The sequence below is a fragment of the Corynebacterium pelargi genome, assembly GCF_014635485.1.
GTDB classification, from domain to species: domain Bacteria; phylum Actinomycetota; class Actinomycetes; order Mycobacteriales; family Mycobacteriaceae; genus Corynebacterium; species Corynebacterium pelargi.
In genome coordinates, this window is record NZ_BMCX01000003.1 from 93,322 (window position 1) to 107,857 (window position 14,536).

Here is a 14,536-nt window from a genome sequence, read left to right on the forward strand (position 1 = left end):
AAAGAAGCGATGCGGTGTTGTTGCTTTTTCAGAGCTCAGGCTCAAGGATACTCAGCTCAAGCTCAAGCATGCTCAGGCTCAAGCATGCTCGGCTCAGGCGCGAGGTCCCTCAGCTCACGCAAGGAGCTCAGCCTAGTAAAAGGGCTTAGCCGAAGAGTGCCTTCGCGGTGAGGTAACGAGCCTCGGGCACGGTCTTGAGCTTGCCCACGGCCTCTTCAAGCGGGATGAGGTCGATATGTTCGCCGTGCAAGGCCACGACCTTGCCAAACTCTTCGTTGTGGCAGGCGCGCGCTGCGTGAACACCATATCGGGTAGCCAACACGCGGTCATAGGAGGTGGGAGTACCGCCGCGCTGAATGTGGCCAAGTACCGAGGTACGAACATCGTGGCCAAGGCGCTTCTTGATCTCATCACCGATGACTTGGCCGATGCCATTGAAGGTCTGGTGGCCGAACTGGTCTACCCCACCGGCTTCAAAGTCCATGGTGCCTTCCTTAGGAAGCGCGCCCTCAGCGACGACGATAATGCCGTACTTTTCACCCATCTGGAATCGACGTTCCATGGCTTTGCAGATCTCTGCAATATCGAATGGTTGCTCGGGGATCACCGTGTAGTGGGCACCACCGGCCATGCCTGCATGCAGCGCAATCCAACCGACGTGACGGCCCATAACCTCGACGATCATCACACGGTTGTGGGATTCAGCGGTGGTGTGCAGGCGATCAATCGCATCGGTTGCTACAGATACTGCGGTATCGAAGCCGAAGGTGTAGTCGGTGCCATTGACGTCATTGTCGATGGTCTTTGGCACGCCAACGACGGGGATGCCGTTATCGGAGAGCCATTTTGCGCCCTTGAGGGTGCCTTCACCGCCGATGGGGATCAAAGCGTCGATACCGGCATCTTCGAGGTTTGCTTTAATCTGATCCAGACCATTTTTAAAGCGATCCGGATGCAGGCGGCCGGTGCCGAGGATGGTGCCGCCGCGCAGCAAAATACGGTCGATGTTTTCATCGTCGTAGAGCTGAACGCGCTTATCATCCATCAGGCCAACCCAGCCGTCTTGGTAGCCAACCACGGTGGAGCCGTATTGGGAACAGGTTCGGACGATGCCGCGGATCACTGCATTGAGGCCTGGGCAGTCGCCGCCGGAAGTCAGGGTGGCAATTCGCATAGCCCCAAGTCTAAACCCTCATCTGTGTTTATGCCCGTCCGGAAAAGAGACACCGGGCAAAATATGTCCGTTTTGTTGCGAAACTCATAAAAGCCTGCCCGGAAACCCACGCCTTTGAGTCTTAGGAATTCTGGAAATACTGAAGGCCAGGCGTGCTCTGAGGAAGCGTCAGGCTCGGCGCTACCTTGCTTTCTGGTACCAGCTTGAAGTGTTCAAGTGCCTTGCGCACATGCTCTGCTGCATCAATATTCAAAGGCCCGGAAGTCCACATTGCATAGGGCAAGTTAATAAACCGCTCCTCTTTGACTGCTGGCAGATTCTTCGTGGCCGGGTTGTTTTTTAATTGCTCAATCTTTTGCTCAAGCTCTTGGCCGGGGTATTCCACAAACACGAACACATCCGGTTCTGCCTGCGCCAGCTTCTCCCAGCCCACGCTCACCCAGGTATCTTCGATGTCTTCGGTGGCGTTTTTGGCACCAGCCATAGAAAGGATGGCTTGGGGTGCGCCGAATTTGCCGGAGGTGAAGATGGCATCGGTGCCGGAATCGTAGAGGAATGCCACGGGTGCTTGTTCCGGCTTCGGGGCTTGTTCGAGCGCTTCGAGGCGCTGCTGCTGATCCTTGATCACCTCATCGGCTTTGTCTTCGTGGCCGGTGATTGCACCGAGGTTTTGCAGGTCTTGTTCCACAGCCTCCCAGGGATCCATGGTGCCGCGCGCGGAGGAATCACCCTGGCGGCAGGCCTCGCTCAAGATATAGGTGGCAATCCCGTGTTCTTGGAGCGCCTCGGGAGTAATGCCTTTGCCATCATCGAGTCCGTATCCCCAACCAGCCACGTAGACGTCCGGAGCTTGGGCAATGATCTGCTCAAGTGAGGGATATTCTTTGGCAATATCGTCGAGGTTGCTCACTGTTTGCTCGCCATATTTTGCGCTCAGGATTGGGGTATCGCGCTGGATCGAGCTGACGGCTTTGATTTGATCTGCCGCATCAACACTCAATGCACTAGCAATCAAGTTTCCGTCATTGACCAGCATGTGGTCTGCTCGCGGAAGTTCGCGCTCCTGGCCGCAATTTTCAATGCTCACCGTTTCACCAGCGGCGGATTCCGCTTGGTTGCTATCGCTTTGATTGGCGCAACTTGCCAGCAAGGCGCCTGCACACATAAGCGCTAGGGGTTTAGTTAGTTTCATGGTGTTCCTTTCGAGGTTTTTCTAAAAGCAGATGTGGCCGTTGCAATGGCACATCGAGTTGGAAGTCATTGGCCTGAGCCACATATCCCCTCACCCCAAAGATCCGGTGTAACAATGGATCCTGCAGTGCGTTCACGGGGGCGTCGCAAAGCACCTGGCTGCCAAGGTCACCTTGCTTATCAAGCACCACAACCTGATCCGCGTAGCCGATAGCAAGATTGAGATCATGAAGGGTAATCACCACCGTTTTGCCCGAGGCAGCAAGAATTTCAAGCAGGTTGAGTTGGTGATAAATATCCAGATGATTGCTCGGCTCATCCAGAATCAGCACCGGGGTCTCTTGGGCAAATCCCCGCGCAATCATCGCCCTTTTGCGCATACCACCTGATAAAGCGCCACAGGGGGTATCGGCATACGCTTCTAATTCACACGTGGCAATCGCCTTGTCGACGATCCCCTGATGGTTTTTTGCAGAAAACTCCCAAGGGGTCGTATGTGGCAGCCTGCCAAGCGTGACTACTTCGCGCACCGTCAGATCCTCGGCCAGATGGCCTTCCTGCGAGACCATCGCAATCTTTTTCGCGCGTTGTTTCGCACCCATCTTGGCCACATCCCAGCGCTTTGTTGCTCCCCCGCTGCCATTGGGGTGCTGCAAGAAAACCCCGCCAGATTGGATTGGGTGGATCCCCGCTAAGGCCCGAAGCACAGTGGTTTTACCAGCACCATTGGTGCCCACGATGGCCGTCATTGTGCCCGGTTCGCAGCGAAACGCCACGCCTTCGACCACGGGTGTGGTGCCGAAGCCTACCTTGAGATCCTGTGCCTCCAAACACAGTTTCTCGCTCATGCCTGGCCTCCTTGGAAACGCAATGTTTTCCTGCCCATCAGGATCAAAAACAGTGGCGCGCCGAGCACACCGGTGACTACTCCGAGGGGGATTTCTTGGGGTGGCGCAGCGATCCTGGCAAGCACGTCCACCCAGAGCAAAAACAGTGCGCCGCACAGCATCACCACGGGGATCAAACGGGCGTGCAATGAACCCACCAGCAATCTGCCCACATGGGGTATCACGAGTCCGACGAAGCCGATGCCACCTGCTACTGCCACCATTGCACCCACGAGCAGGGCTTGGATCACAAAGAGCAGTTGACGCATCGCATCAACGCGCACACCCAGCGAGGCAGCTACATCCGGGCCGGCCATTAGCGCATCGAGGTTACGATGCACCGCCAGCATGATCAGCGCAGCGATGACCAAGACGACGCCGGGGATAATCAACTTGGAAAAGTTCGCTCCCGCCACCGAGCCGAGCAGCCAGAACATCACCGACTGGGCGGCGCGAGGATCTGGCCCTTTGAACACAAGAAAGCTCGCGGCGGCAGAAAACGCACTCGACATCACCACTCCGGTGAGGATGAGTTGGAGTGGATGAAAGCCCCCTTGAAGGCGGGTGATCGCATACACGGAAGCCGTGGCCGCAAGCGCACCGATGAGCGCTCCACCTGAAAGGGCGTAGACGCCAAGGCTGCTAAAAAGACCGAAGGTCAGCACCGCCGTGGCGCCGACACTGGCGCCCGAGGCAACACCAAGCAGGTATGGATCTGCGAGGGGATTTCGCACCAGGGTCTGCATAGCTACACCCGATAGCGCCAGGCCGGCGCCAACGAGCAGGGCCAGAAGCCCGAGCGGGGCTCGAAGCTGCCAGATCACGGCATCGAGTGACGTATCGGCGACGGGTTCACCGCGCAGGTGGGCTAGCACTACCTGCCATACCTGTTCGCGGCTATAGGCCACAGAGCCGAAGCTCAAAGAAAGCACAAAGCTTAGCCCTAGCAGCACCAGCAGCGTGATTATTAATGCCAACAACGCCCATGTGGATCGAAGCTGACTCGTGGGCGCATTATTTCCCACGCATCCTCAATTCTGTGTCGTGCACTCTCCCGGCAGTGTTCTTGTGCGCGAAGAACGCTCTGCTCGTTGTCTGGTTAAGGGGGCGATAATCGGGCTTTCACCGTTGCGCGCCAGTCCCGGAATTCCACCGGTGTTCCCGCCTCCGCATAACCCTGGTTCGCGAAAACCTTACCCAAGTCCGCACGCGATCACGTAACCGGGGGTACATTGCAGTGGTATGAGCATCTGCGATAACTCAAAGTTCCCCTTGAAGCCCGCCAAAGAAGTCAATACCGCCTCAGTAGTGGTCACCGGATTGATCGGTGGCTGGCTCACCGCCCGTGAAACTGGCATCCGCCCACTCGGTGGCGTGATCCTTGCTGCCGCTGGTGCCTACGCTGGCCGCTCTTGGGCAAAGAAGACTGATATCCCCACCACCGCCGCCCTTGTTGGCACCTATGTTGGCGCATTTGGTCTCAGCCACCCCTTGGCTAAAAAGATTGGCCCATGGCCTGCGGTGCTCACGGTTACCGGTGTTGCCGCTGGTGCGGCCTGCGTACTTAGTGATCTGAAGTAAGCAACGCCAAGAGGCTCACATTTCTCCACGCCGTCGCTTTAAGACTTCCGGGCAGCTTCGCGCCTAGTCTTTAGCGGCGGCTGAACTTATGGCGCCGATGATCAATACGGCTGCGGCCAGGATGATGGCTTGACCATAGGCCGTGCCCATATCCGTCACGCTCACGCGCCATTGCAACACCGCACCCACAGCGGCCGAGCCCACCACTGAACCCACCTGGCGGGTGGTGTTATATACCCCTGAGCCTGCGCCCATGAGCGCGTGGGGCAAATCTCGCATGGTGGAGGTGGAGTTCGGTGCCCAGATCACGCTATTGCCCAGGCCTTGGATCACCATGATGCCGAGGAACCAACCACCTGCAAGCCCAAGTGTCATGGCAAATCCCAGCAGGAAGAAGGACAAAGAAAGCACGCTAAAGCCAAGTGCGGCTAAACGCCCTGGTGAAACTCGGTCGGCTAGACGGCCCACAAAAGGCGAGAGCACAGCAGAAATCAAGGCCTGCGGCACCATAAACAATCCGGCCTTTAAGGCACTGTATTCATGCACCTGCTGCAGGTAGAGCATCACGGGCAGTGGCGTGCCCGCAACGGCAAAGCCCATAACCGCAATGCCGATATTGCCCAGGGAGAAGTTCCTAAAACCAAACAGCTCCAGCGGTGCCAGTGGTTCTTTGGAGGCGGCTTCTGCTCGTGCTTGCTGGCGAACAAATGCGTAGGCGGTAAGAAAGCCGAATGCCAAAAGCACCCAGATCGGCCATCCCCATTGTTCACGCTCGCCTTCTTGGAGTGCGACGATCACCGAGGCCACGGCCACCACTGAAAGCAGCATGGAAAGACCATCGATGCTCCTTTCAATGGGCCGGAATCGCGGAACCCACTTGGCCACTGCCAGTACCGAGACCACACCGAGCGGGACGTTGATAAAGAAGATCCATTGCCAGCCGATGGTGGAGGTGATCAGCCCGCCGAGGGTGGGGCCTGCCAGGGTGGCTAAACCGGCAGTGGTGCCCCACACGCCAAGTGCCGCGCCACGGCGGTTGCGGGCGAAAATGCGGTTAATCACGCTCATGGTCTGAGGCGTGAGCAGCGAGGCACCCAAACCTTGGACGGCACGAGCGATGATCAACGTGGTCATATTGGGGGCAAAGCCACAGGCCAAGGAGCTTAACGTGAAGATGGCCATGCCGAGGATATAGACGTTTTTTGGCCCGAACTTATCCCCGAGGCGCCCGGTGATCAGCAGTGGCACCGCGAAGGTGAGCAGATACGCTGAAGTAACCCAGATGACTTCGTTATAGGAGGCATGCAAGGAATCCTGCAGCACTGGGGTTGCCACTGCGACGATGGTTTGATCCAGCAGGATCATGAAAAATCCCACACAGAGTGCGATCAGTGCCGGCCAAGCTTGGCGTTCCGGTAGCGGCATACTGGGGTATTCGGCGTTGCGCTGTGTCACTCGGCTCCTTCTTCGACGTTGCACTCGCTGCCCTATGGGCACCTATGCAAAGGCTTGCCTGGCAAGAATACTCCTTCCAGCTACACTGCAAGGGTATGAGTAAGACATCTAATAAGTTCGATTTCCGTGCCACCAATGAACGTGACGTTAGCTATATCGCGCGCCTGAACTTCCTCACCGATACTTTCGGCGATGAACACGGCGAGCTCAGCAAGGGCTTTGACCAGGACACCGACTTTTATGTCCATAGCTGGAAACCCGAAGACGGTGTGATCATCTTCGACCAGCACTTCATCCCCGCAGGCGGGATCTGGTGGACCTGGGGCGATGAGCAACACCACGGCCGTGGCTTTGTCGACGCCGCCTACCCCGAAATCGCCATCGCGGTGGAAGCACGCTTCGGCGGCATGGGCCTGGCAGGCGAGCTGTTCCGCCGCTGCTTCGAACGCTTAGAGACCGAGGGCGTCCCGGGGGTTTCCTTGTGCGTTTCCGACGACAATGATCGCGCCCGCAATGTGTATGAGCGCATGGGCTTTGAGCTCGTGCGTCAAAGCGACGAGGGCTACCAGGTCATGCAGAAGGTCTTCTAATCCCTCACACCAAAAGCAAATGCCCCGGTTTGTCACCGGGGCATTTTTCTTTCGCTTTTAGCCTTGGGCTGCTTCGAAGGCGGCACCAACCTTGTAGAGGCGTTGATCCTCAAAGGCGGGAGCCATGATCTGCAAACCAACTGGCAGCTTGGTATCCGAAGCCAGACCAGCGGGCACGCTCATGCCGCATAGTCCGGCCAGGTTCAGCGGCAGGGTGCACAGGTCGAAGTTATACATTGCCAACGGGTCTGCCACTTTTTCGCCCAGCTTGAAGGCGGTGGTGGGCGTGGTTGGCGAGACGAGCACATCAACTTGGTTGAACGCCTGGGCAAAGTCCTGGGCGATCAGGGTACGCACGCGCTGTGCTTGGAGGTAGTAGGCGTCGTAGTAGCCCACCGATAGCGCATAAGTGCCCAAGATGATGCGGCGCTTTACCTCAGGGCCGAAGCCTTCGGCACGGGTTAGCGCCATCACCTGTTCTGCGGAGTGGGTGCCATCGTCGCCCACACGCAGGCCGTAGCGCATGCCGTCGAAACGCGCGAGGTTGCTTGAAACCTCGCAGGGCAGAATCAGGTAGTAGGCAGCGAGCGCATCATCGAAGTGCGGGCAGTCCACCTCGACGATTTCCGCGCCCATCTTGGTGAGCTTGTCGACGCTTTCGTGGAAGGCCTCGAGCACACCCGGCTGATAGCCCTCGCGGTCGAATTGCTTGACCACACCAACTTTGAGGCCACGCAGATCGCCCTTCGCGCCCTCGCGGGCTGCTGCCACAACATCGGGCACGGCACGCTCAACGCTGGTGGCGTCGTATTTATCGTGGCCTGCAATCACCTCGTGCAGCAGTGCCGTATCGAGCACAGTGCGAGCGGTAGGGCCACCCTGATCCAGTGAGGATGCGCAGGCAACCAGACCGTAGCGAGAAACGGTGCCATAGGTGGGCTTGACGCCAACGGTGTTGGTCAATGCGGCTGGTTGGCGAATCGAGCCGCCGGTATCGGTGCCGATGCCAAGCGGTGCCAAACCGGCAGCAAGGGCCGCGGAGGTGCCACCACCGGAACCGCCGGGGGTGCGCTCAATATCCCAGGGGTTCAAGGTAGGCCCATAGGCGGAGTTTTCCGTGGAGGATCCCATGGCGAATTCGTCCATATTGGTTTTGCCCAAAATGGGGATACCAGCTTCGCGGATCTTCTTGGTCACGGTCGCGTCATAGGGGGCGATATAGCCCTCGAGCATTTTCGACGCACAGGTGGTGGGTGCATCGGTGGTGACGAAGACGTCTTTTAAGGCCAACGGCACGCCGGCAAGATTGGAAGCCGGTGCCTCTCCGCGACCCAGTGCCTCATCGACGGCGTCGGCGGCCTTGAGCGCCTCCTCCGCACCAACGTGCAAGAAGGCGTGCAGGGTTCCATCGACTTCTCCGATGCGGTCAAGGTGAGCCTGGGTGACTTCGCGTGAGCTGACCTCACGGGAATGAATCATCTGCGCCAGCTCGGCGGCAGTTTTCGAGGCAAGGCCTTCATTTGGTACCAGGTAGTTGTTCATTTAGTCCTGCTCCCCCAAAATCTGCGGAACTTCAAAGCGGTGCTGATCAACCTTTGGTGCCTGGCTCAAGGCCTGCTCCTGGGTAAGGATCTGTTCCACCACGTCTTCTCGCATTGCGGTATCGATCGAGTGAGGGTGGCTCATTGGCTCAACTCCCTCGGCCGCCACCTTTTGCACATCGCTGACGTTGCCAATGATGCCGTCAATCTGCTCGGCAAATTGATCCAGTTCTTCATCCGACAGTGCCAGCCGGGCAAGCTTGGCCAAGTGGGCGACTTCGTCGCGCGTAATCTCGGGCACGGGCGTTCATCCTTATGATCGTTTGTCATGCTCAAGCCACCGTCTGATGCGGTGGCAGTGGTTGCCAAACCATAGTACTGCACCCCGGCGCTCAGCCTCGGGTGGGGCGGGGCGTTAGGATAGGTGGCACTGTACCGCTACTGCTGGAGAATTCCCGATGTCTTATCTGATCCGTGTTTTAATCCCCGACAGCCCGGGCAGTTTGGGTAGGCTTGCCGACGCCATCGGCACCGTCGATGCCAATATCGTCTCCGTGGATGTGGTGGAAGCCTTTCCTGATGGCACCGTCATGGACGACATGGTGATTGATCTGCCAAGTGGTGTCATGGCCGATTCAATCATTAGCGCTGCTCAAGAGGTAGAGGGTGTGGAAGTTGATTCCATCCGCCCCTTCTCCGGCCGGGTTGACCGTCGCGGGCAAATCGCGATGCTCGCCTCTGTTGCCGGCGAATCCACTCGTTCTCGTGAGCTCGACCACCTGGTGCATAAAATCCCCCAGGTGCTGACCTCTGCGTGGGCAATTCTGCTTGATGGCAACACCGAGCGTTTCCAGCGTGTGACTGCTTCGGTGGCTGCTCCTGAAGAAAGCGGCCAAAACCCTCCAGCGGTGCGTATTGATCAAGCCAGAATTCTCAATGCAGAATCCGAATCGTGGATCCCTGAATCTTGGGCTTTGCTTGACTCTTCCCTGGCCGCAGCGCCCCTAGAGCGCCACGGCCTGGTGCTGGTGGTTGGCAGACCCGGTGGCCCGGACTTCTTGGCCAGCGAGGTGGAACACATTGGCCACCTCTGCCAGATTCTCGATGCCGTGCTGAGTTAATCCAGGCCCGCCGGGCCTTCTTCGAGCAGACGCACAAAGGCTTGCTCATCCAAGATGGTGAGTCCCAGATCGCGGGCTTTTTGCTCCTTGGATCCGGCGTTGGCACCAACCACTACGTAGTCGGTCTTTTTGGATACTGAGCTCGCTGCCTTGCCACCTCGGGCAAGGATCGCCTCTTTGACGGAATCGCGGGTAAATCCTTCCAACCCGCCGGTCACCACAATGCTCAAGCCTTCGAGCGTCTGCTCGGCGAGGGTCTCTGGGTTGGATTCCATGGTCACGCCATCGGCTGCCCACTGTTGCACGATGGCGCGGTGCCAGTCGTGCTTGAACCACTCATGGAAGCTCTGGGCGATGACGGTGCCCACGCCTTCGACACTGGCGAGTTCTTCAACGCTTGCCGCTTGAGCGGCCTCTAGGCTGTGGTACTTTCCGGCGATTGCGCGAGCGGCAGTGGGCCCTACGTGGCGAATGGAAAGCGCCACGATCACGCGCCATAGATCCGTTTGCTTTGCCACTTGGAGGTTCCGCAAAAGCTTTTCTCCACTTTGGTTGAGTTGGCCATCGCGGGCGCGCACATAAATCTTGGTTTTAAGCAGGTCTTCTCGGGTTAATGAGAATAAGCCTGCTTCGTCTTCGAGCACCTTCGATGCCACGAGGTCTTGGGCTGCTTTTTCTCCGAGAGCTTCGATATCGAATACTGCTCGGCTGGCGATGTAGGTCAGGCGAGCAGAAAGCTGCGCCGGACAAGAGCGACGGTTCGGGCAGCGCCAGTCGGCATCGCCTTCCTTTTGCGGCGCCAAGGTGGTGCCGCAGCTTGGGCAGTGCTCGGGGAAAACGAACTCCCGCTCTTGGCCTGTGCGCTGCTCTACTACCGGGCCGAGCACTTCGGGGATAATCTCCCCTGCTTTTCGCACCACCACGTGATCGCCGATGAGCACGCCTTTGCGCTTGACCTCAGTCTGGTTGTGCAGCGTTGCCATGGAAACGGTAGAGCCTGAGACAAACACCGGCTCCAGGATGGCAAAAGGTGTGACCCTTCCGGTACGGCCGACGCCGCATTGGATGTCATTGAGCTTGGTCACGGCCTCTTCCGGTGGGTACTTATAGGCGATGGCCCAGCGCGGCGCGCGCGAGGTTGCCCCGAGTTGGCGTTGCAGTGCGAAGTCATCCACCTTGACTACCAGCCCATCCATTTCATGGGTGGCATCGCCGCGGTGCTTTTCCCAGTAGCGCACCTGTTTGAGCACTGCTTCGGCACTCTTTACTTGCTTGGTGTAGGGAGAGACAGGCAAACCCCATGCCTCAAGCGCCTGATAAGCCTGGTGCTGCGATTCAGGCTGGAAACCCTCACGAGCCCCAATGCCGTGGCAGATCATCTTGAGCTTGCGTTTGCGCACCGAGGCCACATCGTGCTGTCGCAACGATCCTGCAGCAGCGTTGCGAGGATTAGCAAAGGGCTTACCACCCTCACGCTGGCGTTGTTCGTTGACTAAGCCGAAATCTTCCACCGCGATGAATACCTCACCGCGCACCTCAAGCAGCTCGGGAATGGGGTAGGTCTTTGAGGCTTCGAGCTGATGCGGGATGCCTTCAATCACCTTCGCGTTTTCGGTGACGTCTTCTCCTACTCGGCCATCGCCTCGGGTGGCCGCCCTTTCGAGCACGCCATTTCGGTAGACCAGGTCTAAAGAAAGCCCGTCGATTTTGAGCTCGCATAAGTATGCCGGCGCTGGTGTGCGTTGCAGCCAATCGCGCATCTCATCTTCGCTAAACACATTGTCTAGGCTGAGCATCCGCTCGAGGTGCTCGACGTTGGCAAAGCTGGATTGTTCGGATACTGGAGCACCCACTTCCCTGGTGGGGCTATCGGGAGTGCGTAGCTCGGGATATTGCTCCTCTAAGCGCTGCAGGGATGAAAAGAGCTCGTCGAATGCTTGGTCGCTGAGCTCGGGAGTGCCGTTATAGTACAGCTCTCTGTGATGCCGGACTTCTGCGGCGAGTTGTTGCCATTGTTGATGAGGATTATTGGGGTGCTCAGTCACGCCCCAAAGTGTAGCTAAAGACCCCCGATCCCAGCGTCTGCGCTGTTCTTGGCACATATGGCACGGGAATCGGAGGTGGTTGTCTATGGTTTGAGTCATGAACTCCTTCGATCCCACCAAAGTGCTGTCCTTTGACCTTGAAACCACCTCCGCGAATCCCTTTGAGGCAAGAATTGTCACCTCTGCCCTAGTGCGTATCGACGCTCAAGGCGCCCACCCCACCGAGTTATTGGCAGATCCTGGCGTAGAAATCCCCGAGGCCGCCGCCAAAGTGCACGGCATTAGTACCGAATACGCCCGCGAGCATGGCAAACCACATGCCGAGGTGTTAGCGCATACCATTCAGGCCATTCAGCAGGCCTGGGAGCAGGGCTACTGCTTGGTGGTTTATAACGCAGCCTATGACCTCACGGTGCTCAATCAGCTTGAGCCATCGTTTTATGTCACAGGCCCGGTGTATGATCCCTTCGTCATGGACAAGGTGCTCGATCCATACCGCAAGGGCAAAAGAACCTTAAGCGATGTGTGCGAGCACTATCACGTCAAGATCGACAATGCCCACGAGGCAACCTCGGATGCACTGGCGGCAGCTCGCGTTGCGTGGAAGCAGGCAAAGCAAGTCTTTGCCGAGGAAATTGCTTCTAAATCGCTCGATCAGCTTATGGAGTTTCAGGCAGTGCAATACTTTGAGGCTCAGCAGCGTTTCCGCGAATACCTTGAGCAACAAGGCAAAGACGCATCAACGGTCAATACCTCCTGGCCGATGCAAAGCCGCTAAGGCGGGATTATCCCTGCAGCATCCGCGAGGCTTCGCGGGCATGGGCGATGCTTTGTGCGGCACCAAGGAGATCGGTGTTTGCTTGAGGATCATCAAGCATGATCGCCTGCGTTGCCGTTTCTGGCGGGTAGCCGAGCTCGCGAATCAGGTTGAGCACGCCCGTGGCACGATCACGCGGATCCTCTGAGCCGGTGCATGCCAGAGCTCCGCGGCCAAGCCAAGCGGCTAGACCATCGAGCTGGTCATGTGGCCACTGCAGCGCCGCTGTAGGAGACAGCACCAATGCATCGGCGGCGGCAATCTGTGCCATCGGCATCAAAGGGCGGGTGCCCAGGTCTAAGAAAACCTTCGCGCCTGTGCGGGCTCGAAGCTGCTCGATCACGCCGTGTTCGTGTTCACCGAGCAACTTCGGGCTGCGGGCAGCAATCACGTCAAAATCGCTCGTCCCGGGCATGGTGCCACTGGCAAGGCGATGCACGGCTGGTTCAAGGATATGCACCACCACATGATCTGCAGCGAAGCGCTGTTTCAGTCCTTGGATATGCTCTGCGGTGGCGTCGACAAGCATGGCGCTGATGTCGTGGCTTGCACCCGCATCAGAAAGCACGCGGTGGCCATTGCTTAATTCAACGGCGCTGATGAGCGTCCACGGCCCGCAGATTTGCAGTTTGAGCTCGCCGTATTCACCCCATTGCGCCTGGATCAGATCGAGGTCATCGCGGAGGCGTCGCCGAAGCCTCATGGTGGCCAATTGTGGGCGCTGCTGGATCATCCAAGCACGAGGGCCAAGGTCGACGGGCAGCTCTTGGATAAAGGCCAAGGTCGATGCGAGTGCATCGGAATAGACGCCGCGTTGGGGCAAAATCGGCAGTGCGCGCGGGCCTTCGGATTCCCCGGCAATAACGTCTGCTGCCTGCTCGATGGATTGACCCGGCAGGAGCCCATAGGCCATCGAGCTCATGATCGAGCCGTGGCAATGATCGTTCCGGAGCCCAGGACGATATCGCCATCGGGATCCTTCAGATACAGCACCGCTGCCTGCCCACGGGCCACGCCACTGAGCGGTTCATGCAGATAGAGCTTCATCTCATCGGCTTCCAGATCCACCTCGGCGCGGCACGGCACCACAGAGCCGTGGGCACGCACCTGCACTTCTGCCTCAAACTCGCCACGCATGGCCGGGTGCAACACCTTCAGGCGATCGGCCACGATCTGATCCACCAGCAGATCTTCACGCGAACCCACAGTCACCGTGCCGCTTTGGGCATCAATATCGGTGACATAGCGTGGCTTGCCATCGGCGGCAGGCTGTTTGATGTCAAGCCCCTTGCGCTGGCCAATGGTGAAATTCCACGCGCCATCGTGTTCTTTCAGGGTGTTGCCTTCAGTGTCTCGAATAGCCCCCGGGCGCACACCAATGTGCTTGCCTAAGAAAGCCTGGGTGTTGCCATCGGGAATAAAGCAGATGTCATAGGAGTCTGGCTTTTTGGCCACAGAAAAGCCCATGCCTGCTGCTTCTTCGCGAATCTGCGGCTTGTGCGTATCGCCGACCGGGAACATGCAGTGGGCGATTTCTTTCGCGCTGAGCACGCCAAGGACGTAGCTCTGATCCTTGTTTGGATCCACGCCGCGGCGCAAGTACCCATCGCCGCCATCGGCTGGTTGCGTAAGCCGTGCGTAGTGGCCGGTGACAACGGCATCGAATCCAAGGGCGATACCGCGTTCCAGCAGAGCCGCGAATTTGATCTTCTCGTTGCACCTCAAGCAAGGGTTGGGTGTTTCGCCTGCGGCATAGGAGTCGATGAAATCATCGATCACGTCTTCTTGGAAGCGCTCGGAAAAGTCCCACACATAAAAAGGAATGCCGAGCTTATCGCACACACGGCGGGCATCTGCGGAATCTTCCAAGGAGCAGCAGCCTCTGGAGGATTCGCGCACGGATTGGGGATCTCGCGATAACGCAAGATGCACACCTACCACCTCGTGGCCTGCGGCAACAGCTCGTGCTGCAGCAACGGCAGAATCGACTCCACCAGACATCGCGGCTAACACCCGCATCGCTGAGTTCCTTTCCCTTGTTCAAACGCGCAACAGTTATAAAACACTGCACCGCTGCCCTTTCAGCACGGCACTGCTGCTTATCGGTACAGCACTGCTGCAATTCCAAAACCAT

Annotated in this window: 14 protein-coding genes; 4 read left to right on the forward strand and 10 right to left on the reverse strand. The window is 58.1% G+C overall.

The genetic code is table 11. From position 1 onward, the window contains the following. Positions 1-145: 145 nt before the first annotated feature. The 4 genes from IEU99_RS06865 to IEU99_RS06880 form a co-directional block, all read right to left on the reverse strand. On the reverse strand, positions 146-1,174 hold the full coding sequence (locus IEU99_RS06865; protein ID WP_128889980.1) for a 6-phosphofructokinase: 1,029 nt from the start codon (positions 1,172-1,174) through the stop codon (positions 146-148). 121 nt (positions 1,175-1,295) lie between these two features. Then, on the reverse strand, positions 1,296-2,366 hold the full coding sequence (locus IEU99_RS06870; protein ID WP_128889981.1) for an ABC transporter substrate-binding protein: 1,071 nt from the start codon (positions 2,364-2,366) through the stop codon (positions 1,296-1,298). Further along, positions 2,353-3,213, reverse strand: coding sequence for an ABC transporter ATP-binding protein (locus tag IEU99_RS06875; RefSeq protein ID WP_128889982.1), 861 nt, complete (start codon positions 3,211-3,213; stop codon positions 2,353-2,355). Before IEU99_RS06875 ends, IEU99_RS06870 begins: the two co-directional genes overlap by 14 nt. Further along, the gene (locus IEU99_RS06880; RefSeq protein WP_128890837.1) at positions 3,210-4,232 is read right to left on the reverse strand and encodes a FecCD family ABC transporter permease; all 1,023 of its coding nucleotides are present in this window, start codon (positions 4,230-4,232) and stop codon (positions 3,210-3,212) included. The genes IEU99_RS06875 and IEU99_RS06880 overlap by 4 nt, the downstream gene beginning before the upstream one ends. Before the next feature lie 262 nt (positions 4,233-4,494). On the opposite strand from IEU99_RS06880, the gene IEU99_RS06885 reads away from it, so the two are divergent. After that, entirely contained in the window at positions 4,495-4,833 is a 339-nt protein-coding gene (locus IEU99_RS06885; protein WP_128889983.1) for a hypothetical protein, read from the forward strand. Positions 4,834-4,896: 63 nt separating this feature from the next. Here IEU99_RS06885 and IEU99_RS06890 read toward each other — a convergent pair whose 3' ends face one another. Continuing rightward, positions 4,897-6,258 carry an MDR family MFS transporter gene (locus IEU99_RS06890; protein ID WP_128890838.1) on the reverse strand — a complete coding sequence of 454 codons (1,362 nt, stop codon included), beginning with the start codon at positions 6,256-6,258 and terminating at the stop codon, positions 4,897-4,899. Positions 6,259-6,383: 125 nt separating this feature from the next. Here IEU99_RS06890 and IEU99_RS06895 point away from each other — a divergent pair, with 125 nt between their 5' ends. After that, a complete protein-coding gene (locus IEU99_RS06895; RefSeq protein ID WP_128889984.1) occupies positions 6,384-6,878 on the forward strand; it encodes a GNAT family N-acetyltransferase in 495 nt (164 codons plus the stop codon). A gap of 57 nt (positions 6,879-6,935) precedes the next feature. Here the strand turns inward: IEU99_RS06895 and gatA are convergent, their stop codons facing one another. Next, complete coding sequence (gatA, locus tag IEU99_RS06900; RefSeq protein ID WP_128889985.1) at positions 6,936-8,420, reverse strand: Asp-tRNA(Asn)/Glu-tRNA(Gln) amidotransferase subunit GatA; 1,485 nt, start codon at positions 8,418-8,420, stop codon at positions 6,936-6,938. Continuing rightward, positions 8,421-8,720, reverse strand: coding sequence for an Asp-tRNA(Asn)/Glu-tRNA(Gln) amidotransferase subunit GatC (gene gatC, locus IEU99_RS06905; RefSeq protein WP_123960369.1), 300 nt, complete (start codon positions 8,718-8,720; stop codon positions 8,421-8,423). It lies immediately after the preceding gene. Between the two features lie 157 nt (positions 8,721-8,877). Here gatC and IEU99_RS06910 point away from each other — a divergent pair, with 157 nt between their 5' ends. Further along, a complete protein-coding gene (locus IEU99_RS06910; protein WP_128889986.1) occupies positions 8,878-9,540 on the forward strand; it encodes an ACT domain-containing protein in 663 nt (220 codons plus the stop codon). Here the strand turns inward: IEU99_RS06910 and ligA are convergent. Further along, the gene (gene ligA / locus IEU99_RS06915) at positions 9,537-11,585 is read right to left on the reverse strand and encodes an NAD-dependent DNA ligase LigA (protein ID WP_229718420.1); all 2,049 of its coding nucleotides are present in this window, start codon (positions 11,583-11,585) and stop codon (positions 9,537-9,539) included. The genes IEU99_RS06910 and ligA overlap by 4 nt on opposite strands. Before the next feature lie 97 nt (positions 11,586-11,682). Here ligA and IEU99_RS06920 point away from each other — a divergent pair, with 97 nt between their 5' ends. Beyond that, complete coding sequence (locus tag IEU99_RS06920) at positions 11,683-12,363, forward strand: 3'-5' exonuclease (RefSeq protein ID WP_128889987.1); 681 nt, start codon at positions 11,683-11,685, stop codon at positions 12,361-12,363. A 7-nt stretch (positions 12,364-12,370) separates the two neighbouring features. Here the strand turns inward: IEU99_RS06920 and IEU99_RS06925 are convergent, their stop codons facing one another. Both IEU99_RS06925 and mnmA read right to left on the reverse strand, forming a co-directional pair. Further along, the gene (locus IEU99_RS06925; protein ID WP_128889988.1) at positions 12,371-13,324 is read right to left on the reverse strand and encodes a uroporphyrinogen decarboxylase/cobalamine-independent methonine synthase family protein; all 954 of its coding nucleotides are present in this window, start codon (positions 13,322-13,324) and stop codon (positions 12,371-12,373) included. Beyond that, complete coding sequence (gene mnmA, locus IEU99_RS06930) at positions 13,321-14,421, reverse strand: tRNA 2-thiouridine(34) synthase MnmA (protein ID WP_128889989.1); 1,101 nt, start codon at positions 14,419-14,421, stop codon at positions 13,321-13,323. The genes IEU99_RS06925 and mnmA overlap by 4 nt, the downstream gene beginning before the upstream one ends. Positions 14,422-14,536 lie beyond the last annotated feature (115 nt).

What these genes read in the sequence shown, in the direction of transcription:
- IEU99_RS06910 (WP_128889986.1), top strand. Translation starts at nt 8,878, where the DNA reads ATGTCTTATCTGATCCGTGTTTTAATCCCCGACAGCCCGGGCAGTTTG.
- gatA (WP_128889985.1), bottom strand. Translation starts at nt 8,420, where the DNA reads ATGAACAACTACCTGGTACCAAATGAAGGCCTTGCCTCGAAAACTGCC.
- IEU99_RS06925 (WP_128889988.1), bottom strand. Translation starts at nt 13,324, where the DNA reads ATGAGCTCGATGGCCTATGGGCTCCTGCCGGGTCAATCCATCGAGCAG.
- IEU99_RS06890 (WP_128890838.1), bottom strand. Translation starts at nt 6,258, where the DNA reads ATGCCGCTACCGGAACGCCAAGCTTGGCCGGCACTGATCGCACTCTGT.
- IEU99_RS06920 (WP_128889987.1), top strand. Translation starts at nt 11,683, where the DNA reads ATGAACTCCTTCGATCCCACCAAAGTGCTGTCCTTTGACCTTGAAACC.
- IEU99_RS06875 (WP_128889982.1), bottom strand. Translation starts at nt 3,213, where the DNA reads ATGAGCGAGAAACTGTGTTTGGAGGCACAGGATCTCAAGGTAGGCTTC.
- IEU99_RS06885 (WP_128889983.1), top strand. Translation starts at nt 4,495, where the DNA reads ATGAGCATCTGCGATAACTCAAAGTTCCCCTTGAAGCCCGCCAAAGAA.
- IEU99_RS06870 (WP_128889981.1), bottom strand. Translation starts at nt 2,366, where the DNA reads ATGAAACTAACTAAACCCCTAGCGCTTATGTGTGCAGGCGCCTTGCTG.
- IEU99_RS06865 (WP_128889980.1), bottom strand. Translation starts at nt 1,174, where the DNA reads ATGCGAATTGCCACCCTGACTTCCGGCGGCGACTGCCCAGGCCTCAAT.
- IEU99_RS06895 (WP_128889984.1), top strand. Translation starts at nt 6,384, where the DNA reads ATGAGTAAGACATCTAATAAGTTCGATTTCCGTGCCACCAATGAACGT.
- mnmA (WP_128889989.1), bottom strand. Translation starts at nt 14,421, where the DNA reads ATGCGGGTGTTAGCCGCGATGTCTGGTGGAGTCGATTCTGCCGTTGCT.